The 20089-nt window shown below is 41.5% G+C and carries 18 protein-coding genes; 5 read left to right on the forward strand and 13 right to left on the reverse strand.

The window, feature by feature from the left end; all coding sequences use genetic code 11:
* Window positions 1–246 precede the first annotated feature (246 nt).
* Window positions 247–1575: a Xaa-Pro dipeptidase gene (pepQ, locus tag Q0688_RS01820; RefSeq protein WP_299072369.1), complete on the reverse strand. Its 1329-nt coding sequence runs from the start codon at window positions 1573–1575 to the stop codon at window positions 247–249.
* Window positions 1576–1646: 71 nt separating this feature from the next.
* Complete coding sequence (locus Q0688_RS01825) at window positions 1647–3575, reverse strand: lytic transglycosylase domain-containing protein (RefSeq protein ID WP_299072372.1); 1929 nt, start codon at window positions 3573–3575, stop codon at window positions 1647–1649.
* Between the two features lie 258 nt (window positions 3576–3833).
* Between Q0688_RS01825 and fadB the strand changes: the two genes are divergently transcribed.
* The 3 genes from fadB (at window position 3834) to Q0688_RS01840 (ending at window position 8306) form a co-directional block, all read left to right on the forward strand.
* Complete coding sequence (fadB, locus tag Q0688_RS01830; RefSeq protein ID WP_299072377.1) at window positions 3834–5987, forward strand: fatty acid oxidation complex subunit alpha FadB; 2154 nt, start codon at window positions 3834–3836, stop codon at window positions 5985–5987.
* Window positions 5988–6002: 15 nt separating this feature from the next.
* The gene (gene fadA / locus Q0688_RS01835; RefSeq protein ID WP_299072380.1) at window positions 6003–7166 is read left to right on the forward strand and encodes an acetyl-CoA C-acyltransferase FadA; all 1164 of its coding nucleotides are present in this window, start codon (window positions 6003–6005) and stop codon (window positions 7164–7166) included.
* 468 nt (window positions 7167–7634) lie between these two features.
* Window positions 7635–8306, forward strand: a complete 672-nt coding sequence (locus Q0688_RS01840; RefSeq protein ID WP_299072382.1) for a YitT family protein — start codon at window positions 7635–7637, stop codon at window positions 8304–8306.
* 117 nt (window positions 8307–8423) lie between these two features.
* Here Q0688_RS01840 and Q0688_RS01845 read toward each other — a convergent pair whose 3' ends face one another.
* Both Q0688_RS01845 and Q0688_RS01850 read right to left on the reverse strand, forming a co-directional pair.
* On the reverse strand, window positions 8424–8585 hold the full coding sequence (locus Q0688_RS01845) for a hypothetical protein (protein ID WP_299072383.1): 162 nt from the start codon (window positions 8583–8585) through the stop codon (window positions 8424–8426).
* A 269-nt stretch (window positions 8586–8854) separates the two neighbouring features.
* Window positions 8855–9109 (reverse strand): hypothetical protein, encoded by a 255-nt coding sequence (locus tag Q0688_RS01850; protein ID WP_299072385.1) that lies wholly within the window; start codon window positions 9107–9109, stop codon window positions 8855–8857.
* 261 nt (window positions 9110–9370) lie between these two features.
* Here Q0688_RS01850 and Q0688_RS01855 point away from each other — a divergent pair, with 261 nt between their 5' ends.
* A complete protein-coding gene (locus Q0688_RS01855; protein ID WP_299072465.1) occupies window positions 9371–10942 on the forward strand; it encodes a serine hydrolase in 1572 nt (523 codons plus the stop codon).
* A 122-nt stretch (window positions 10943–11064) separates the two neighbouring features.
* Here Q0688_RS01855 and Q0688_RS01860 read toward each other — a convergent pair whose 3' ends face one another.
* The 8 genes from Q0688_RS01860 to nhaA form a co-directional block, all read right to left on the reverse strand.
* Window positions 11065–11286: a hypothetical protein gene (locus tag Q0688_RS01860; RefSeq protein WP_299072388.1), complete on the reverse strand. Its 222-nt coding sequence runs from the start codon at window positions 11284–11286 to the stop codon at window positions 11065–11067.
* A 139-nt stretch (window positions 11287–11425) separates the two neighbouring features.
* Window positions 11426–11845 carry a VOC family protein gene (locus tag Q0688_RS01865; RefSeq protein ID WP_299072390.1) on the reverse strand — a complete coding sequence of 140 codons (420 nt, stop codon included), beginning with the start codon at window positions 11843–11845 and terminating at the stop codon, window positions 11426–11428.
* A 7-nt stretch (window positions 11846–11852) separates the two neighbouring features.
* On the reverse strand, window positions 11853–13265 hold the full coding sequence (locus Q0688_RS01870) for an aldehyde dehydrogenase family protein (RefSeq protein WP_299072393.1): 1413 nt from the start codon (window positions 13263–13265) through the stop codon (window positions 11853–11855).
* A gap of 140 nt (window positions 13266–13405) precedes the next feature.
* Window positions 13406–14704 (reverse strand): adenylosuccinate synthase, encoded by a 1299-nt coding sequence (locus Q0688_RS01875; RefSeq protein ID WP_299072396.1) that lies wholly within the window; start codon window positions 14702–14704, stop codon window positions 13406–13408.
* Between the two features lie 141 nt (window positions 14705–14845).
* Window positions 14846–15040 carry a DUF2065 domain-containing protein gene (locus Q0688_RS01880; RefSeq protein ID WP_299072399.1) on the reverse strand — a complete coding sequence of 65 codons (195 nt, stop codon included), beginning with the start codon at window positions 15038–15040 and terminating at the stop codon, window positions 14846–14848.
* 26 nt (window positions 15041–15066) lie between these two features.
* On the reverse strand, window positions 15067–15600 hold the full coding sequence (locus Q0688_RS01885; protein WP_299072401.1) for a DUF3750 domain-containing protein: 534 nt from the start codon (window positions 15598–15600) through the stop codon (window positions 15067–15069).
* Window positions 15600–16586, reverse strand: coding sequence for an HPP family protein (locus tag Q0688_RS01890; RefSeq protein ID WP_299072404.1), 987 nt, complete (start codon window positions 16584–16586; stop codon window positions 15600–15602). The genes Q0688_RS01885 and Q0688_RS01890 overlap by 1 nt, the downstream gene beginning before the upstream one ends.
* 255 nt (window positions 16587–16841) lie before the next feature.
* On the reverse strand, window positions 16842–18056 hold the full coding sequence (nhaA, locus tag Q0688_RS01895; RefSeq protein ID WP_299072406.1) for a Na+/H+ antiporter NhaA: 1215 nt from the start codon (window positions 18054–18056) through the stop codon (window positions 16842–16844).
* A 510-nt stretch (window positions 18057–18566) separates the two neighbouring features.
* On the opposite strand from nhaA, the gene Q0688_RS01900 reads away from it, so the two are divergent.
* A complete protein-coding gene (locus tag Q0688_RS01900; protein WP_299072409.1) occupies window positions 18567–19352 on the forward strand; it encodes a PEP-CTERM sorting domain-containing protein in 786 nt (261 codons plus the stop codon).
* A 222-nt stretch (window positions 19353–19574) separates the two neighbouring features.
* Here Q0688_RS01900 and rnk read toward each other — a convergent pair whose 3' ends face one another.
* Window positions 19575–19988 carry a nucleoside diphosphate kinase regulator gene (rnk, locus tag Q0688_RS01905; RefSeq protein ID WP_299072412.1) on the reverse strand — a complete coding sequence of 138 codons (414 nt, stop codon included), beginning with the start codon at window positions 19986–19988 and terminating at the stop codon, window positions 19575–19577.
* Between the last annotated feature and the right edge of the window lie 101 nt (window positions 19989–20089).

The raw sequence follows: 20089 nt of genomic DNA on the forward strand, positions 1-20089 counted from the left end.
CGATCAATGTGTACCAATCCAACTTGGCGTCTTAAAATATTCGAAGCAGGGTAAACTAATTGAGACGAAAAACCAGATTTATGCGTTAAGTCAACGTGTTAGTTCGACAAGTTGCATATTGTACTGCCGAGGGAAATGTACGGCTTTGTAAGTGAAGTAACAAACACGGCCTTGTTGCTATAAGCCCTTCACAGAAACTAACTATTGGCACGAATCAAAGACTCGTTGATTCGTGCTCGACTGGCGTTAGTTCAAATGTAACTCGCGGGTCATGTTTTCATTTCTATCGCGGTGTACTATTACGTTATCTTCGATGCGGATCCCGCCAAACGGACGTAGGCTGTCTACTACATCCCAGTTGATATATTTACTGTGCTCGGTGCTTTTTAGATCCGCTAACAAACTATCAATAAAGTATAGTCCCGGCTCAATGGTAAAAACCTGCCTTGCTTCAACACAGCGCGTTAATCGTAAAAATGGATGAGCATCAGGTGCTGGGCATGGCGTTCCTCTGTCATCAGAAACATGGCCTCCCATGTCATGCACTTGTAGCCCTAAGAAATGCCCAATACCATGGGGAAAGAAAGTACTGACAATACCGCTTTCAAGTATGTCTTCAGCGGCCAAATTTATTATGTTTGCCTCTTGCAGAAGCACGGCTATTTGTTGATAAGCCAGAATATGGATTTGTACATAAGATACGCCGGGCTTTAACGCTGCTATACATTGTTTGGTAATCTTATGCATCGATTCAATTAAGTCAGCAAATAGACCATTTTCCCGTGCATAGGTGCGAGTAATATCGGCAGCATAGCCATTAAAATTTGCCCCAGCATCGATTAGAAAAGAGCGAGTTACTGCAGGGGACTCCTGAGCGAGTTCTGTATAATGTAAAATCGAAGCATTTTCATTCAACGCCACAATATTATTGTAAGGAACTTGGTTATCGCCTTGCCTAACCGCACAAAGGTAGGCCAAGTTAATATCGAATTCGCTGAGCCCCTGTTCAAACGCAATTTTCGCAGCACGATGTCCATCCACTGCAATACGATTTGCTTCTCGCATACAGATTAATTCGTAATCTGTCTTATAGGCGCGTTGATAATTTAGATAATGTATGACTCTGTCTGGGTTAACGAGGTCAAAACCTAACGCTTTTGCGACTTCGATATATTCGCCAATATAAGCATATTTACTTTTATCAAAGGGTAGGTGTTTTTCTACTGCATCCGCTTGGGTGAGTAATACAATATCGAACTGTTCGGCCCAAAAATCGTTTGGCTCATCAGGCACTTTATGCCAAAAATCTTTAGGTCGATAAAACACCAACTTAGGCTTATCGACACCATTTACTATCAGCCAACAGTTGGGATTATCAATAACCGGCAACCACGCTTTAAACTGCGGGTTCACTTTAAAGGGGTAATGATTGTCATCTAAAAATAATCGTTTACTTTGCCCAGAATGGATAATCAAGCCGTCAATGCTTTCTCGTTGTAAGGCTTCACGGGTGCGGCTTTGTAACTCTGCAATATGCTGTGGATAGTATGGTGCTATTTGATGGTATGCTGACATGCCCGACTCTCATAAATAAAAAACAATGTAGGTTAACATAAGCCTAAAACCAAAAGTATGCTGTGTCATATTTAGGTTTTAGGGTGTATTTCCATAGTGGCTAGTGCTTTAAATAGATTTTTACTGTTGCCTAAATGTTGACTGTATATTTGTTGGTAGGCCAATACTGCCTTAACGTAGTTGCGGGTTTCCTTAAAAGGAATAGTTTCTATCCATAAATCCAAGGGAATAGTGTCTTGTTTGGGTAACCACTGTTTGACTCTACGCCATCCGGCATTATAAGAGGCTGTTGCCAAAATGGGGTTATTATCCACTTTGTTCATTAAATAACGCATGTATTGCGTACCTAATTCGACGTTTCTATTGGGGTTAAATAAACTTTTCCTGCTAATTTTTTGTTTAGTAATATATCGAGCTGTACTCGGCATAACCTGCATTAAACCCAAGGCCCCAACGTGAGACGCTGCATCGGGCATAAAAGAACTTTCACGCCTAACGATGGCATAGGCCCACGCCACATCAATGTTATTTTTCTTGGCGCTGTAGTGCAACTGATTATCAAATGGCATAGGGAATCGCCGACGTAAATCATCAAGATACCCAGCTTTAGAAAAACCAAAAATGGCTTGGTCATGCCATTTATGTTTACTGGCAAGCACTGCAGCGGTAAGTTTTTGTGGTTGCGTTAGTTGGCGTTGCAAGAAAATCCATTCTCGTCTTGCGCTTAGATTACGCCCCAATTCTCTGAATTCAAAGGCTCTTTGGGCAGCGGGTAAGGCCGCTAATTCATCTAAGTCTCCTTGGGATATCCGTAATGGATTATCATTTAAACTGGCTACTTCTGAGAGTTTGCCACTGGCCAAAAAACCATAGTAGTGGCGCTGTTTTGACAATTTTTGTAATCCCGTTTTAGACAACTCTTGAGCTCCTAGCTGTTCGTATGCTCGGGCTTTCCAGTATTGGAATACATTATCAGCAGATACATCTTTAGGCACAAAATTAATCACATCCAGCGCATGTTGCCAGTTTTGTTGTCTTAATACATGGGCTAAATGCCAGCGTAATAATTCTGCATCGGGTTCATAATGGCTGGCTTTCTCTAACCAGAGTTCTGCTTTGTCGTGATTTTTTAGTGCTAAAAAAATCGCGAATCTATGAGATATCTTTTTGAGCTGTTGAGCTGTAAAGCTATATTTTTTAGAGATTTTGAGCCAACTGCGTAGTGCTAAGTCTCTGTCATGGCTGACTAAACGCTTGAGTCCATAAATCAGGATCTCAGCTTCTTTTTCTTTATATATTCCTGGGAAATTAGACAGGCGAGACACTTGGCTAGGTGAGCGACGTACTTTTAACCAAAGATCGGCTAAGTATTGCTGATTTTGTGGAAGCAGGGTTTTTAAGTAAGGGACTAGGGTATGGTTGCCGCCACCCGCCGCTAAGGATAATCTCTTCCAAATTAAATCAGGGGTACGTTTGCCTGCGCTTTGCCATTGCTTAAATAACGCATCACAATCAGAAGGTTGTGATTTTCCGACTACCCAAAGTTTCTCTGCCAACTCAAATGCTTGACTACTAGTGGGATCTTTTTGCAGCAATATTTCCCCATACTTGCAGGTAAAACCGGTATTCCCTATATCCCGATAGAAATGACTAAACAATTCAGGTTGGTTCTGTTTACTTAAATATCTCAGCCATTTTTTTCTTAAGGGTAAATCTAAAGGAGTCCCTTCATATTGGGATAGAAAACGTTCAATTGGCGCCTTGTTGGCCATAAAAGGAAATTTACTTAGGGTTTTAAGTTCAACATAAGGCTTAAGGGGATACCCTTCTAGTTGCTTCATTGCCTTTTGATACGCGTTACTATTGGGATTGTGAGCAAGCCCTTCAGCCTTCACAAAAATTTTGCGTTGTTGTTCCCGTGACAGTTTTTGCTGTGCAATAGCGAGTTGCATGGGCAAAACAGATAAAATCACAAAACAGATAAAATAACGAATAATCACAATGTCCAAAAAGCCAAAAGAGATAAAAAGTGAGTAAGCTTGATATTAACAAAATGCCTGTTAATAAAAGTATCTATTTCCAAAAAAAATCACTTTAGCTGGCATGACCAGTTGAATTGGGTATCTTTACCCACATCTTATGTAAAATGTTGTTAGTAGATAGGTTGCTCTTTCTAAAAATGTTAACAACAATCTGTTTAAGGCTAAGTATTGGCCTCCTCACAATCCACGCTTTGGCGATAGCCACAGGAGATGATAATGATATACCAAGGTAAAAGCCTCGCGGTGACTTTACTGCAAGATGGCATTGCAGAATTAGTATTTGATGCCCCAGGTTCGGTGAACAAATTTGACCGACAAACTGTCGAAGATTTAGATGCTGCGACGCAAGCCATTGCCGGAAATTCAGACGTAAAAGGTGTAGTAGTTCGCTCCGCAAAATCGACCTTTATTGTGGGTGCAGATATCACCGAATTTACCGCCTTATTCGACATGCCCGATGCAGAAGTATTAGCTTGGGTTGCCAAAACTTCACAAGTGTTCGACCGCTTTGAAGATTTAGCCGTACCTACTATCGCCGCAGTCAACGGTTTTGCCTTAGGTGGCGGTTGTGAAATGACTTTAGCTTGTGATTTACGAGTCGCAGATACCACTGCCGCTATCGGTTTGCCAGAAGTGAAACTTGGTTTAATGCCTGGTTTTGGCGGCACAGTTCGCCTACCTCGCTTAATTGGTTCCGATAACGCCTTAGAATGGATGACCACAGGCCGCGATCGCAAAGCCGTAAAAGCATTGGCCGAAGGCGCCGTTGATGCGGTCGTTTCCCCAGATAAATTAACCGCTGCCGCTATTAGCATGTTAAAAGACGCCATAGCAGGTGATTTAGATTGGCAAGCTCGTCGCGCTGAGAAAAAAGCCCCGCTTAAATTGAATCAAAACGAAGCTATGATGAGTTTTTCTACTGCACAAGCTATGGTAGCTGCTCAAGCAGGCAGACATTACCCTGCACCCCACATGATGGTAGAAACTATTTCAAAAGCCGCTGGCCTTGATCGCGATGGTGCCCTTAAATTGGAAAACCAAGGCTTTGTTAAGCTGGCCAAATCTGACGCAGCGAAAGCGCAAGTGGGAATCTTCTTAGCCGACCAACTGGTTAAAGGCAAAGGTAAAAAACAAGCCAAAGCCGCCACTAAAGCGATTAAACAAACCGCTGTGCTCGGCGCAGGTATTATGGGTGGCGGTATTGCCTACCAGTCTGCGGTAAAAGGCACGCCTGTTATCATGAAAGACATCAATCAAGCCGCACTGGATTTGGGCTTGAAAGAAGCGGCAACTATCTTAGGTAAAGGTATGAAGCGCGGTAAAGTGGATGCCACTAAAATGGCCACCACTTTAAATAACATCGTACCTACACTTGAATATTCCGCTATTAAAGATGTGGATTTAGTGATTGAAGCGGTTGTCGAAAATCCTAAAGTGAAAGCGATAGTATTAGCCGAAACTGAACAACATGTGTCTGACGATGCAATTATTGTTTCTAATACGTCGACTATATCCATCAACCAGCTAGCCAAAAGTATGCAAAAACCAGAGCGTTTCTGCGGTATGCATTTCTTTAACCCTGTGCATAAAATGCCTTTAGTTGAAATTATCCGAGGTGAAAAAACCTCTGATGAAACTATCTCTGCGGTAGTAGCAGCTACCTTAAAAATGGGTAAAACCCCCATTGTAGTCAACGACTGCCCAGGCTTTTTAGTGAACCGTGTGTTGTTCCCATACTTTGCAGGTTTTAGCCGTTTGATTATGGACGGTGCCGACTTTGTGGCCGTTGATAAAGTGATGGAGAAAGTATTTGGTTGGCCTATGGGCCCTGCGTACTTGCTAGATGTGGTAGGCATGGATACCTCTGATCACGCATCGGGTGTCATGTCTGATGGCATTCCAGAGCGCATGCAAAAAATTGAAAACGATCCGGTGACTTTGCTGTTTAAAGCCGACCGTTTAGGTCAGAAAAATGGCAAAGGGTTTTACAACTTCAGCTTAGATAAACGTGGTCGCCCCGCAAAAGTTGCGGCACCAGAAGCTTACGAATTATTTGCGCCTCATTGCGCCGAAACTCGTGAATTCGATAAAGAAGAAATCATTGCTCGTGTGATGATCCCTATGGCTAACGAAGCCATTCGCTGCCTAGAAGAAGGCATTATCGACAGTGCAGCCGAAGCCGATATGGCGTTACTTTATGGCTTAGGATTCCCGCCGTTTAAAGGTGGCATATTCCGCTATATCGAAACCATGGGGTTAGCCAACTTTGTGGCATTAGCCGATAAATACGCGCATTTAGGTGCGGTTTATCAGATTTCTGATGGGGTGCGCGACATGGCCGCCTCGAACAAATCATATTTTGCACAATAGTTTTTGGAGAAGATCATGAAAGAAGTTGTAGTAGTAGATTGTATACGCACACCTATGGGTCGCTCTAAAGGCGGTATTTTTAGAAATGTGCGCGCAGAGACCTTATCCGCTCACCTAATGTCAAAGTTAGTTGAACGTAATCCCAACCTTGACCCAACCGAGATTGAAGACATCATTTGGGGCTGTGTACAGCAAACCAAAGAGCAAGGCTTTAACATTGCCCGTAACGCTCAGTTGTTAACGGACATTCCACGCTCTACAGGTGCCGTAACCGTTAACCGTTTATGTGGTTCGTCTATGCAAGCGCTGCACGATGCCACTAGCGGTATTATGTCAGGTCGCGGCGATGTGTACATGATTGGTGGGGTTGAACACATGGGCCATGTGCCGATGAATTTTAACCTAGACTTTCATCCGGGCATTGCCAAGCACACCGCTAAAGCCTCTGGCAACATGGGCATGACAGCCGAGTTATTAGGCCGTCAAAACGGCATTAGCCGCGAGATGCAAGATGCTTTTGGTGCTCGCTCGCATCAACGTGCGCACAAAGCTACCGTTGAAGGCCGCTGGGCTAACGAGATTGTAGCGACTCAAGGTCATGATGCAGATGGCATATTAAAGTCTATTTCGGTAGATGAAGTGATCCGCCCTGATTCCACAGTAGAAACCATGGCCGCATTACGTCCAGTGTTTGATCCAGTAAACGGTACAGTGACAGCTGGCACATCGTCTGCGTTATCTGATGGTGCATCGGCTATGTTAATCATGTCTGCCGACAGAGCCAAAGCACTAGGGTTAACGCCGCGCGCTAAAATTCGCGCTATGGCAGTAGCCGGTTGTGACGCAGCGATTATGGGCTTTGGCCCTGTTCCCGCTACTCAAAAGGCACTAAAACGTGCCGGTATGACTATGGCCGATATCGAACTGGCCGAGTTTAACGAAGCTTTTGCCGCACAAGCATTATCTTGTATTAAACAGTTAGGTTGGATTGATAGCTTTGACGACAAAGTTAACTTAAACGGCGGCGCGATTGCCCTTGGTCATCCACTAGGCTGTTCTGGCTCGCGTATCTCCACTACCTTAATCAACCTTATGGAAGCCGAGGATAAATCTATCGGTTTAGCCACTATGTGTATTGGGTTAGGTCAAGGTATCGCTACGGTATTTGAACGGGTATAACTGACCTAAAGCAGACTCTGAATAGGCACAACTATTTATTAATAGTTGTGCCTATTTTTTTGCACTTGAAACAAGATTTGGGTTGGTTTGAGAAATTTTTTATTTGTAGATAACTTGCTGTTTAATCACTGCAACTAAACGTTGCTTAACTTGAGGTGTAAGACCAAGGCTGACCAAAAACAAACACAAGCCTTGTGTATCTTTATTCATTATTGATTCCTTTTTCTATGTAACTAGACTTATCAAGCTAAATGCAGTTTAAGAGAGTCTGCTGTACGTCGGGATACATCTCTTCTACAGGCTGTTTACAAAACCCTCCAAAATCGTAAAGATTAGAGTACTTATGCACCAAGAACACTAGCAAAGTGATCTGTCTAATGCTCTAACAATACCAGTCTAAGTCTGTAGAATCCGCGCCTCAGCAAATTAGCTCATTTTTAATCCAAATAACCATAAAGAGGTAAGCAAGTGCATTTCCCAACACACAGATTTTATGAAGACGTACTGGCATTGTTTTGTGCTGGCGTATTGGTCTCTTTTGGTGTGATGTTATTTGGTACTCATAATTTACTCACAGGCGGCACCGCGGGTATTGCCATTATTGGCACTCACCTTGTTGATGTGAACTTTGGTTTGCTGTTTTTTCTGGTCAATTTGCCTTTTTACTTTATTGCTTGGACCCAGCTAAGTAAGCGTTTTACCGTGAATACCTTTATTTCGGTGTCTATGGTTTCTGTGATGACCGAGCAATTACCCCATTTGATTAACATTGAAAGTATTCATCCATTGTTTGCCACCGTAGCGGGGGGAATGTTGATTGGTGTGGGTATACTCATTATGTTTAGGCATAAATCAAGTCTAGGAGGCTTAGGTATTTTAGCGCTATACCTTCAGAATAAATACAATATCAGAGCCGGCAACTTTGGTTTGCTAGTGGACTCTGTAATTTTGGGGTCTTCGATTTTTATCTTCAGTTTAGATTTGGTGATTTTGTCTGTTATTGGCGCGATAACCCTAAACTTACTTATTGCAGTCAATCATAAACCCGGTCGCTATCAGGCCTATAAAAAGTCTAAAAAATCCAAGCAAGTTGAGCAAGACTCCCATTTAGAAGAAGAGCTATTAGCGGCGGTTGAATAACAACCTGAGGATGCAAAACAGCAGTCTATAGGGGCATCCATCATTACTTTGACGTTTTTAAAAAGGTTTTCCAAAAGCATGATGCAACCTTAATTCATGTTTAAAATAGCAAGTGAGCTAGAGCATTAGCGCCATTTCTTTATTGTCGAATGCGCGAGCTTCTTTCCAATTCGACACTTGCAGACCCACAAAAACGCCTACGACGACATTAATAAAGTCGAGAGCCACGGCACCCCAATTTTGTTCTTGTACATATTGTGTAAGTCGACGAAGTAGCATCTTTACATTCCTTATATGAATCACTTTTCCCCAAGAAAACGGTAAAAGGAAAATATGTAATATGAACTAGATCTCTACTCCATTCAAGAAACTACAAAATCGAAGAAATATACTGAATGATAAAAGGGTCAGTGCCGTCTTAATAATTGGCCTATGTTTATTGTATAGATAACTTTTAGCTTTAAGGGCAGATGCCTAAAAAAGTTTTGGGCATCAGCGGCAGGGCAGTTTTATTCAAAACAATTTAAAACGGCTCTGATCATCTTTTATTATCGAGTAGAAAGAGAAGCAAAAAAATTGTTTAGCCATTGCCAAACGGATGTATGATGCTGCTTTCTTCTGCCGGTATTATGTTTTTGCTCCCAGCGTCGCTTGGTGTCAAGTCTGTGTTGGCGACGTTCATCCACACTGTTTGCTACTTCAGCAAAATGCAAGCGTTGCTCTTTTGTAAGATCTTCGCCAAACGCTTTAATAGGTGCTCGATTAATACGGACGTGACCGCTTGATTTTGGAGATGAACACATAGTGATTATCCTCATAACTTAATCTTGTATCTATATAGACAGATGGAGAAGCATGTTTATTACATATTTTTTGCTTGCAAATTTGAAGGCCGCTGGCCAAATGCTGGATAAAATTGATTTAAAACGGCTCTGAACGCTTTTATTCTTACGTCAACGAATTTAATGTGTACATGTTGAAAGTAAGGCAAGAAGTTACAAGCCATATATGGCTAGTTAAATTTTATAAAAACTATAACTGAAGGGTTTTGTATATTGAAGGAAATGAAATGTGCAAAAATGAAGCTTGTTATCAAGAAGATCACGCTAAGTATAGCTTTCTTGTTGGTTAACGCTGCTGTAAATGCCGATAATGTCGACGATTTTCTTGTTACTAAGATGAAAGAAAATGATATTCCTGGTCTACAAGTTTCAGTGATTCAGCATAATAAAGTGGTCAAAGCGGCTAGCTATGGTATCGCTAATATTCAAGACTTAGTGAAGGTAGACAAAGATACTGTTTTTAACATTGCATCTATTACGAAAGCATTTACCTGTGTGGCTTTGATGCAACTGGCTGAACAAGGGGTAATTAATCTCAATGCTTCTATTTCAACTTATATAGCTGACTTACCTAGATCGTGGCAACGAATTACTGTTAACCAAGTCCTGACTCATAGCTCTGGACTACCTGATATCATGAATGAGCGCTTCCAATTGATCGATAGTGGAGGCGAAGAACAATCATGGCAGGCTGTAAAGCTTAAAAAAATGCTATTCAAGCCGGGAACTGCATTTCATTATAACCAAACAAATTATCTAGTGGCAGGTCAAGTTATTGAGAGCGTCAGTAGTAAAAGTTACGCAGACTTGATTAGAAAATTTCAGCTGAAAAAAATTGGTATGACGAGAACAGAAGCTGCTGGATTTGCTCATTTCGAAGATGTAATCACCCATCAGGCGAGAGATTATAGAAAAAGCGAGCAGGAAACTCTAACTAATGTTTTAACTTATTTTCCATCGATTATTCGTGCAGGAGCAGGGATGAGTTCAACGGCTAATGAATTAGCTGAATGGGTTATCGCGTTACAAAATGGCTTGTTTTTTAAACACAAAAAAAGCGTGACAAAGTTATTGCAAGAAGCACCACTTAGTAGTGGTGTTTGGGCAAAAGAAAACCCTAACATGCACCCCTACGCTTTAGGCTGGTACACGGTGAACCGGCCGTTCAACAAGAAAATCGTCACCGCTGGTGGAGGACAATCGGCCTTGGTAGTTTATCCCGATGACGGACTGTCGATTGTAATACTAACGAACCTTGCAGGAGCAAAACCAGAAAACTTAATGGATGAACTGGCAGAATTTTATCTCAAAGATTTTGGTCTATCACCCGATATCAAATTGCTCAAAAACAAGTTGGAGGATAAAGGCTACAATAATGCATTAGATATTGTTAAAACACTAAACTCTGAAAAACAAATAAGTTTTGAAGCAAGCGAGTTGCATCACCTTGCTGAATTACTGGCTAAACATAATCAAAGTAAACAATCACAGGCGATATTTAACCTTAACAATCAATTATTCTCCAAAGCTACCTTAAATAATGGATTACTAAAAAAATATGTTGGAGTTTATGAATTGGATGACTTTTCAATAAGAGTTAGTCTAAATGCAGGTGCATTGTTTATCACTGCAACAGGTGATGCTACTTTACCTATTTTCCCCGTTACTGATAGTCGCTTTGTGTTAAAGCAGGTTGACGCTTCAATAACATTTGTAAAAGACAAAAGTAACACGGTAAACGGATTGGTATTGAATTTGAATAATCAGGATTTATCAGGAATAAAAATAAAGTAACTGGGCTTAATTGTTTCTTACTTCCTTCCTAAACTAATGTGTTCTTAGCGGATTGGGTAAGGTTGTCACTTTTTGCTTACGCAAAAACATCCGCCAAGTTCACTAAACAGGTGTTCAGGGCGTTATTTATAAGCAGCCACTTTTAGTTTAATGACTTGCACCAAGCGCTGCTTTACTTGAGGTGTAAGACCAAGGCTTATCAAAAACGAAGAAAATGCGGATATAAATACAATGCTTTTTAGAATTTTTACGCCTGTGAACAACATGGTCAATATTAGTAGCGCAGTATAAGCCAAACCAATCATGCCCAAGAACAAACACATGCCTTTTATATCTTTATTCACTTTTTATTCCTCATTTGTAAGTGTTCAATAATGGCCGACTTTAGCTCTGTTGTCATATCCAAAATGTAACCACATTTATCAGAAAAAGCAGAGCTATTGCTAAAACAGTAAGTCAACTCTGTATAGTGCGCATCGAATATTAAGACGCAAAAAGCTGGTTGATGTCTTTAAACGCCTTAAACTCAAGCGCATTACCACTAGGGTCGAGAAAAAACATTGTGGCTTGTTCGCCGACTTGTCCGGCAAATCTAACATAAGGTTCGATAATAAAATTCATTTGATGCTGTTCAAGTTTTCTGGCCAATTGCTGCCAATCTTGCCATGGCAATACCACTCCAAAGTGAGGCACTGGCACGGCATGATCATCCACTTGATTATGTTTAGGTAGGCTGGGCATGTCATTTACAAGGTGGGTGACCAACTGATGCCCATAAAAATTCCAGTCGATCCATTGTTCACTACTGCGGCCTTGTTCACAGCCTAACAAGTCACCATAAAAGGTTTGTGCCTGAGGTAAATCAATCACAGGTATCGCTAAATGAAATGGAGCAAGGGTCATAAATCACCTATATCATTTTTTTAAGGAGCTTAAATTTTTTGTCGGTAAAAGGCGGGTAACGCAGCGGCACATCAAACATAAAGCTGCGTTTCATCACGGTTTTTAAATGACTGAAGTTATCAAAACCAATTTTGCCATGATAAGCACCCGTACCGCTGTTGCCTACGCCACCAAAAGGTAAATTGGGGTTGGCGGCAAACATAAATCCGTCGTTTACGCACACCATGCCGGCACTTGTTGAGTTGAGCACTTGTTGTTCAAAATCGCTGTTTTTAGTGAACACATACAAGGCCAAAGGTTTGGCGCGCTCGTTCACAAAGGGGATCGACTGCTCAATGTTTTTGACCGTCACTATGGGTAGAATTGGACCAAAAATTTCTTGTTGCATCAACGGGCTGTCGATGGCGGGATTGAGCACTAATGTTGGCTCGATAAACTTGTTGGCTGCGTCATGTTTACCACCGTGTACCACGTTTTGGTCTTCTAAATAACTGACTATGCGGGCAAGGTGACGTTCATTCACAATGCGCCCATAATCCTGACTTTTAGCGGCGTCGTCACTATAAAACTCAGTAATTTTATTTTTAATCGCTTCGATTAATTTGGGTGCAAAAGCTTCTTCTACCAAAATATAATCAGGCGCAACACAAGTTTGCCCTGCATTCATCCATTTGCTCCAAGCAATTCTTGAGGCCGTTACATCTAAGTCAGTGGAGCTATCGACAATACAGGGGCTTTTGCCACCTAATTCTAAGGTCACAGGAGTGAGAAATTCAGCAGCAGCGCGCATCACAATTTTGCCTACTACATCGCCACCAGTGTAGATGATATGGTCAAATTGATGTTTCAGTAGCTCGGTGGTTTCCTCCACCGCACCTTCGACCACGGCAAAAGCTTCATTGTCTAAATATTGTGCCACCATCTCTGCGACTAGCTTGGACACATTGGGCGATAACTCAGAAGGTTTTATTAAGGCATTATTACCAGCCGATATCGCTGCAATGAGTGGCGATAAAACCAATAATAGCGGGTAGTTCCACGCGCCAATAATCAAGATAGTGCCAAGCGGCTCTGGCAACATATAACTTTTACCGGGCTGAGCGACTATGGGCGTAGAGACTTTGCGGGGTTTGGCCCATTTTTTTAGGTGTTTTATTGCATGATCGGCTTCGGTTATCACGCCGCCTAGCTCTGCAGTCCATGATTCCATATTGCAGCGGCCTAAGTCCTGTTGCATAGCGGCAAAAATGTTGTCTTGTTGCTCAAGCACCATTTTTTTAATCTGTTTAAGCTGTTCCACCCGCCATGCCAAAGGCTTGGTTTTCCCTGAAGCAAAGGTATTTTTTAATAATGCTATTTTGGGTGCAATGTCGGCAATAGCTGGAAAATTAACGGGTTCTGATTGGGTGTTTGCTTGCATGGAAAACCTATAAAATGTAATGCTTAGTCCCTCATGTTACCGCAAAAATTACTGAAAAAACTACTGCCGTTAACAAAATTCAGGCATAAAAAAGGCCGCAAAATGCAGCCTAGTCAAATAGATGTGTGAGCGTTTAGATATTACACCTCGAACGGATGTCTTAACACTATGGTTTCGTTTCTTTCTGGGCCAGTTGAAATAATATCAATGGGCACACCTGTTAGTTCCTCTAAACGTTTAATATAGTTTTTAGCCGCTTGTGGTAAATCGGCATATTCAGTGACGCCAAATGAGTTTTCGCTCCAACCCGGCATAGACTCATATACTGGCTCGATTAACTCATAACCATCGGCGGCCATAGGTGGCACATCGCTGATGTTACCTTGGGCGTCTTTGTAACCGGTACAAATACTTAAGCTTTCTAAACCATCAAGTACGTCTAATTTGGTTAGACAGAAACCGGTAATAGAGTTGATTTGTACGGCGCGTTTCATAGCAACTGCGTCAAACCAACCGGTACGACGTTTACGGCCAGTGGTGGCACCAAATTCATGGCCTTTCACACCAAGATGTTGACCCACTTCACAATCAAGCTCAGTAGGGAAAGGGCCAGAGCCAACACGTGTGGTATAAGCTTTAACAATGCCAAGTACATAATCTAAGTTTAACGGGCCAAAACCAGCACCTGTAGCCACGCCACCTACTGTGGTATTCGACGAAGTCACATAAGGATAAGTACCGTGATCGATATCAAGCAAGGTACCTTGTGCACCTTCAAACATAATACAATCGCCTCGTAAACGGGCTTTATCGAGTACGTCTGTTACATCCACTACCATAGCTTTTAAAATGTCGGCAACTGCTAGTGCATCGGCCAATACTTTTTCATAACTCACCGGCTTAACTTTATAGTAGTTGGTGAGCATAAAATTATGGTATTCGAGGATTTCTTTTAACTTAACCGCAAAGTCTTCTGGATTAAACAAATCGCCAACACGTAAGCCACGGCGCGATACTTTGTCTTCGTAGGCAGGGCCAATGCCTCGGCCTGTAGTACCTATAGCTTTGTTGCCTCGGGCTTTTTCACGGGCAAGGTCTAGCTCTACGTGATAAGGCAAGATGAGTGGGCAAGCTTCGCTGATACGTAAGCGTTCTTTAACGGGCACGCCACGGGCTTCTAACATAGCGGTTTCTTTGAGTAGTGCTTCAGGGCTAAGCACTACGCCGTTACCAATTACGCAAGTAACGTTGTCACGCAGAATACCAGATGGAATAAGGTGCAAAACAGTGGTTTCACCGTCGATAACAAGGGTGTGACCAGCATTGTGACCACCTTGATAACGCACTACATAAGTTGCTTGATCTGTCAGTAAATCAACAACCTTACCTTTACCTTCGTCACCCCATTGGGTGCCAAGTACTACAACATTTTTAGCCATGAATAAGACGGAGTCATAAAATTAGGCGGGGATTCTATCAAAAAATTATCGCTAGCTAAATAACAAAATCGCGCTGTTTATAATCAATACCACAACACCTAATAAAGGATGGATGAGAAGTTATACCATTCAGTGTTCGGGCTATATTAAATAAACTAAACTGACTACGCCAATAGTTACCAATACACCGCCGGCAGAACGCAATTGGTTAACGGGCTGTTGGGAGACCTGTACTAAAAAACGCTGCCATTTGTTGGCAAATAACATAGGACCAATGCCTTCTACAACTAAAACCAAGGCTATCGCCATCAAAATTACGTCACTCAAAGAATACATGTTCTAAGCCTTCATCAAATGTTGAATTAGTTAGCATAACCGCTGCCTAAAGCACGAAATGGTAATTCTAAACCTAGTTCAGGTACTTGCAGGCCAATCCATTGGGGAAAAGTATTACTATTTGGGCCTGGAAATAGCGTGTATTCATTAGCCCAAGGATAGCGAGCCACCGCATCCGAGATTTTAGGAATGAGTGCATTTGCCTTATCGCCTTTAATTAATAGCAATCTTTCTGGCTTTGCACCGTACCAATAGCGGTCAGGTGTAGTAGTTTGATACTCACGCAAGGCTGGCAAACCACTTTGGATGCGCCAGCCTACTACTTCGTAAACCGTATACTCAATAGCATTTTCTGGCTTAAGGGCTATCCAAGTGTGTACTGCAAACCAGCCGCGCCAACTAAACGCATCGGCAGCATAAACCTCAATTACGGCATTTTTAAAAATTGCCGGATCGATTGCAATACCGGCAGGCTCTCGACTAGCTGTGCGCCAATCCGAACTACTGCAAGCAGCTATCAAACTAACCAAAAAAAAGAACATTACACCTTTATTCAACATTATCCCTCAGACCCGCTGTCGACTTTAATCCACTGCTGTTGTTGCTTTATTACTTCAAATCTAGCCCACTGATGAAAATCATAATGGGAGCATACATTAGTTTGACCACTTTCATCACCGGCCAATACTTTATAGGAAACTTGGTTGAGTTCAATTTGGCTCCTAGAGCTTGATATATCTGTAACTTGTCGAATACTCCATACACTGCCTATCTTACCGTTACTGTATAGGCGGCCTGCAATAATTTCGGAGGGGTGAATGATGTCTCTCTCGGCATGTTGCTTGGCTAATTCCAGCAAATCGGCTAAACCCTCTGGGGTAATATCTACGTATGAATCCAAGTCTTGCATAGCGGCCGCAAAATCTTCGTGGGTTAACTCAAACTGACGGTCTTTGGGTTTTACTCTAAGGGGCTTTTTGAAGATATGCCCTAAATGCGCTGGGTAGCGACGCCAAGCAAATAATCCATTAAATAAAACGCTGATAACAAGGATCGCCACAAGGTTGACTGCAATAGGCACCCATAAATATTGATAACCAAGATCGGTGATAACCGAACCACCCATAACCACAGTGAGTGCGGTAGCACCTCCAGGAGGATGAATGCAGCGCAAGTAATACATTGCGCCAATAGCGATACCAACAGCTAATCCAGCAACAACAAAGCTATTACCAAATAACTTAAAACAACTGATGCCGATTGCACCAGAGATAATATGACCCCCAACTACCGCCCATGGTTGCGACAACGCTCCATGAGGCACTGCGAATAGCAATACAGCGCTGGCGCCCATTGAGGCTATCACTAAAATGCCACTACTTGGGTCTAAAGTGCCAGCCTCAATCAACAGGCTAGTTAACCACAAAATTCCACCAATGCTGATGAAACCACCAAAAGCTGAAATTAGTTTTTCTACGTGACTCGTTGAGTTGGCCGTAAAGCCACTTAATAATTTAATCTCGTTAACTAAATGTCTTACTGTCATTTATCTCAATTTTTATAGCTGAACGGCGCTAGATCTTAAGAGAGAAACGCGGTTCTTTGCAAGGCATTCAGCCGACTAAATATGCAAACGAAAAGTAAGCACTTACTTTCTAACTAAAGTTGAAAAAAGTATTTATGATCAACTTTGATAAGGTTTGCCGTACCAAAAAATTTTCTCACTTTATTCAATTAAGGCCGCTAAACAGCCAGCAACTTAGACCAGCGAGCATCTCGCGTCCTGATGGATACCAACTCATTAATCAGTTGATGGGGTGGTATCCATCACGGGCTTGTTAGAGTTAAAACACACCCGGAGCACTAAATAACCCAAAATACCTGATAACAACGACCCGAGAATGATACCAAGGCGTTCATCGAATAGGACGTTAACGCCCGTTTCTTCGAAGGCGAGGGAGCCGATGAACAGACTCATGGTAAAACCTATGCCGCAAAGCGCTGAAGTGCCATATAAGCTCAACCAATTCATATTCTTTGGTAGGCTTGTTATTTTCAATTTAATTGCGAGCCAGCACAAACCAAAAATTCCAACTTGTTTACCAAAAAACAAACCCAGCGCGATCCCTATCGGTACCCCGTGCATAATTTGATCTAGGCTTACATTTTGTATATTAATTCCCGCATTAGTAAACGCAAAAACGGGCAGTACGAAAAATGCTACAACATTGTGTAAATCATGTTCCATCGTCTTAAGTGGCGAATACTCAGGCTTTTGTTTAGAACGCATAGGAATGAACATTGCTAGCACAACACCAGCAAGTGTCGCATGTACCCCAGATTTGAGTGTTGCAATCCACATAATAATGCCAATAAGAACGTAAGGACTCTTTGATATGACGTTATATCTATTCATAGCAAAGAGAATAGGAATACAAAGGGCAACAACACACAATGCTTCGAACGAAATATTTGAGGTATAAAAGAAAGCAATAATGAGTATTGCCCCGATATCATCGAATATAGCTAGAGATGTAAGGAATATTTTAATAGAAATTGGGACTCGAGAGCCTAGTAGTGTCAAAACACCTAAGGCAAACGCAATATCTGTTGCTGCTGGAATCGCCCAACCTTTAGCAGCTACCGGGTTGTCTGCATTAAAATAAAGATAAATTAAAGCTGGTACCAGCATTCCACCAACAGCACCAACCCCTGGCAATATTATATTTTTCTTATTTTTCAATTCACCTTCAAGTAACTCTCGCTTCAATTCAAGTCCAACTAAAAAAAAGAAAACAGCCATTAACCCATCATTTACCCAAAGTAGAAGAGGTTTGGCAATTTCTAGCGCTCCAATACGCACTTCAACAGGTGTAGTGAGTAAAAGTTGGTAATACGGATCAAGAAAAGAATTGGCTACCAAAATTGCAAGTACCGCAGACACAAATAGCAAAACACCGCCAGCAGATTCGAGCCTTAAAAAGGAGTTGATAAATGAGTCTTGATTATTTTGCATAGGTACCTTGAATTTTATTTACCTCGCAATGAGGTAAGTACTAGATATTTAGAATGAGTAACAAAGGGTTAAGACCAACTGCTACGTGTTAATTTGCATGACTTGCTATATGTTTTGGGTCAGATCCTAAACTTTACAAGTCTAGTTAAACTCTGGAGTAGCTAAACCAAAAAGAAAAAGCATCATACCGTAAATCAAAAAGACGCGTTTAACAATGAGATGAAGGTTTTCTAGAGTTCTGCCTTTATCTTGCATGAATTCTAGTAGTTACATTTCGCATAAAGCATTCAAAGCTACGGAATGACAGCAATGAAGTTATCTTCAGTCACAGAAAAATGTCAAAAAAATTTACAACTATTAGACAAAATAAAACTACAAATTCATAACTAACTAAAAGGTAAAGGTTTAATTTTCATGGCTCATTTAATGCTTGTTTTTTGAGCGGTTGTACAGGTCACAGTTAAGTGAACTGAGTTATTGATTTTTACTAAAATAATTTAAGGAACAAATATGAAAAAATTAACAAGTGCAGCATTAGTTATTGGATTTATGTTTTCGACTTCAGTATCCGCAACAATTATGTTCGACGCAGACGTAACGGGAGACGTTATCTTCGGATCTGGAAACCTGAATGGCAGTTTTACCGTTGATCAGGCAAACGGTTTTGAGTTAGGTTTGCGAGGTAAATTACGCCATAATGCCGCTGGGGCGCCTGAGAATACTTTTAACAGTAACGGAGACGGTACCTATAGTTTTGATGCCGGAGTCGCACCAACTCAATCTGGCTCAACAGCTGTGTGGAGTTTTGAATGGTCAATTAATTCAAATTTTGATAGTTCAGGTGGCTTTTTAGGTGACTTCACTTACATGCTGTCATTGGATACCGATCCAAGCGCCTCTGTCAGTTTGTTCGATTTTGATCCTATCAATGATGTTAACACCAATAGTGGTGTTGTGGCCTGGGATCATGCGATAGGCGACAATAACACCGGAAATGGAGCTGGAAGTCGATCATCCGATACCGACACGGTAACCTATGATGGACTAATTTCATCAAATAACTTGGCACAAAACTCATGGAAGCCACATTGGTTTATTCCTGGTTTTGATCCCACTTTAGATGGTATTTATGACATTTCTTTAACTGCTTTTGATGCAAGTGGCGCCCAAGCTGCAAGTACATCAATCCAGATTATTGTAGGTGCTGGAGCTACAGCTGTTCCCGAACCAGGGACGATAGCGTTGTTATTTACTGGTTTATTTGGCTTAGCGACACGTAAAAGGCTGGTGAAATAAAATTTAGTCTAAAGCGCCTAAAGGCGCTTTTTTATTATTCAGACTAAATAATATATTTTATATGATTTTTCAAAGCGTTATGCTCAACCGTGCCCACAACGTCCAACAACTCATTAGAGTTTTCTCTGCAACTAACGCTCGCATAACAGATAAACAAAATACCGTATTGGTTGTCCCCTTCAGTCAAGGCCAAGGGGACCGTTAATACAAATGTTCATTTTTCTATAAATGGAAATCACCGGATCTCTCTGGCTGATAAATTATTTGTGTGATTCTCACACTAAGGTTACCGCCTCCGGGTTTGGGCCACTCAATTTCATCGCCAATTGAAAGCCCTAATAAAGCGCTACCAACTGGCGCTAATATAGAAATCGTTTTTCCATTTGACTGCATATTTTTTGGATAAACTAACGTTAATTCGAAGTTTTTTTGAGTAGATTCAACAAAAAATCGTACTGTCGAATTCATTGTTACGATATTTGAAGGTACCTCTTTTGACTCCAAAATCGTCGCTCGACTAATTTCATTTTCCAATTCATTAATACCGGGCACACTATTCTTCGGCAAAGACTCAATTAAAGAATAGAGTCTGTCTGAATCTATTGAAGACATGATTATTTCTGGTCTAGTTTTCATTTATACCTCTGAGCGTATTTGTTGGATGAAGCATTTAAGTTACTTACCTCTCTGACTTCATGGTTTTTTAAGTCAATCTTTCTTTTGAGTGCTTTTTAGCT

The sequence above is a fragment of the uncultured Paraglaciecola sp. genome (assembly GCF_937123705.1).
Classification (GTDB): Bacteria; Pseudomonadota; Gammaproteobacteria; order Enterobacterales; family Alteromonadaceae; genus Paraglaciecola.

What these genes read in the sequence shown, in the direction of transcription:
- nhaA (WP_299072406.1), bottom strand. Translation starts at nt 18,056, where the DNA reads ATGCAAAATAATCAAGACTCATTTATCAACTCCTTTTTAAGGCTCGAA.
- Q0688_RS01890 (WP_299072404.1), bottom strand. Translation starts at nt 16,586, where the DNA reads ATGACAGTAAGACATTTAGTTAACGAGATTAAATTATTAAGTGGCTTT.
- pepQ (WP_299072369.1), bottom strand. Translation starts at nt 1,575, where the DNA reads ATGTCAGCATACCATCAAATAGCACCATACTATCCACAGCATATTGCA.
- fadB (WP_299072377.1), top strand. Translation starts at nt 3,834, where the DNA reads ATGATATACCAAGGTAAAAGCCTCGCGGTGACTTTACTGCAAGATGGC.
- Q0688_RS01845 (WP_299072383.1), bottom strand. Translation starts at nt 8,585, where the DNA reads ATGCTACTTCGTCGACTTACACAATATGTACAAGAACAAAATTGGGGT.
- Q0688_RS01875 (WP_299072396.1), bottom strand. Translation starts at nt 14,704, where the DNA reads ATGGCTAAAAATGTTGTAGTACTTGGCACCCAATGGGGTGACGAAGGT.
- Q0688_RS01885 (WP_299072401.1), bottom strand. Translation starts at nt 15,600, where the DNA reads ATGTTGAATAAAGGTGTAATGTTCTTTTTTTTGGTTAGTTTGATAGCT.
- Q0688_RS01850 (WP_299072385.1), bottom strand. Translation starts at nt 9,109, where the DNA reads ATGTGTTCATCTCCAAAATCAAGCGGTCACGTCCGTATTAATCGAGCA.
- fadA (WP_299072380.1), top strand. Translation starts at nt 6,003, where the DNA reads ATGAAAGAAGTTGTAGTAGTAGATTGTATACGCACACCTATGGGTCGC.
- Q0688_RS01855 (WP_299072465.1), top strand. Translation starts at nt 9,371, where the DNA reads ATGAAATGTGCAAAAATGAAGCTTGTTATCAAGAAGATCACGCTAAGT.
- rnk (WP_299072412.1), bottom strand. Translation starts at nt 19,988, where the DNA reads ATGAAAACTAGACCAGAAATAATCATGTCTTCAATAGATTCAGACAGA.
- Q0688_RS01900 (WP_299072409.1), top strand. Translation starts at nt 18,567, where the DNA reads ATGAAAAAATTAACAAGTGCAGCATTAGTTATTGGATTTATGTTTTCG.
- Q0688_RS01870 (WP_299072393.1), bottom strand. Translation starts at nt 13,265, where the DNA reads ATGCAAGCAAACACCCAATCAGAACCCGTTAATTTTCCAGCTATTGCC.
- Q0688_RS01880 (WP_299072399.1), bottom strand. Translation starts at nt 15,040, where the DNA reads ATGTATTCTTTGAGTGACGTAATTTTGATGGCGATAGCCTTGGTTTTA.
- Q0688_RS01865 (WP_299072390.1), bottom strand. Translation starts at nt 11,845, where the DNA reads ATGACCCTTGCTCCATTTCATTTAGCGATACCTGTGATTGATTTACCT.